The following is a 1178-nucleotide window of genomic DNA, read 5'->3' as shown; positions in this document are numbered from 1 at the left end:
GCCCTTGGTCGGACAAATCGATTCCGTCTCGCCGCTGCCTCGACGGGCTTCCGCCCCGGTTCCCGCGGCCCGCTACCGTCGACGGCCGCCGTGGCCGGGGTAGTCGCGCTCGAAGCGCGTCTCGACCTCCTCGGTCGACACTTCGATGACCGTCGGTCGCCCGTGCGGGCACGCGTAGGGGTTTTCACAGCCGTCGAGCGCTTCGAGCAACGCCTCGACGGTCCCCTCCCGCAGCGACGTGTGTCCCGTGATCGAGGGGTGACACGCCAAATCGCCCAACACGTCGTCGACGACCGACTCGACGGTTCCCTCGGGGTCGCCGCCGACGAACTCCCCGAGGAGGTCGCGGGCGAGTTCCGGTGCGGCTTCGCCCACGTGGTCGGCGAGAAACGCCGGTACCGTCGTCACCGAAAGCGTCCCCTCGTCGAGGCGGGTCCTGAACCCCAGCCGCGAGAGCGCGTCGCCGTACTCCTCGGCGAGCGCCGCCTCGCGGGCGGTCACGCCGACCGCCACCGGGTCGGTCAGCGTCTGGGTAGTGACGTCGCCGGCGAAGCGCTCCCGCAACCGCTCGTAGTTCACCCGCTCGTCGGCGGCGTGTTGGTCGATCAAGACGAGCCCGTCCGCCGACTCCGCGACGAGGTAGGTGTCGTCGAACTGCCCGAAGACGCGCAGGTCGGGGAGCCGATCGAACCCCTCGGGCGTCCCCGTCGTCTCCCCGCCGTCGAGGGTCCGCTGGGTCGTCGGCCCCGACGGGGGTTCGGGATCCGAGCCGGTTCCGTCGGCGTCGGCCGCCGCCCCGACGTCGCCCGTCGCGCCCGAATCCGACGTTCGGGACCCGCTTTCGGTGCGGTCTCGCGAACGCGTGCCCTCCGGGTCCGAAGCGGTCACAGCTGCCCCGTCCGCTCCGTCGGTGGCGGTCCCCCCGGCTTCCGCGGTGGGCGCCTCGTCCGCCCCGGTGTCGACGCTTCGCACCCGTTCGTCGGCGTCGTTCCGATCGCCGTGGCCGTCGCTCCGACCGTCGCGTTTCCCGGACACGTCTCGATCCTCCGGGCTTTTTTCATCGGACCCTCCCCTCGTTTCCGCGTCGTCGCCGGCGTCGTCGGGGGTCCCGGGCGACACATCGGTCTGCTCGGGGGCCGACCGCCCGCGCGGCGCACGCGACCGGAGCAGCCCCGACC

1 pseudogene is annotated in these 1178 nt (G+C 72.7%); it reads right to left on the bottom strand.

Going from position 1 to position 1178, the window contains the following annotated elements:
• Positions 1 to 72 precede the first annotated feature (72 nt).
• A pseudogene (locus tag DP106_RS15180) lies at positions 73 to 1178 on the bottom strand (DNA mismatch repair endonuclease MutL); the annotation flags it as partial.

Source organism: Halonotius pteroides (genome assembly GCF_003605635.1).
In the GTDB taxonomy this organism is placed as follows: domain Archaea; phylum Halobacteriota; class Halobacteria; order Halobacteriales; family Haloferacaceae; genus Halonotius; species Halonotius pteroides.
The sequence above is the reverse complement of the archived record's forward strand: the minus strand, read 5'-3'. Positions and strand labels throughout refer to the sequence as shown.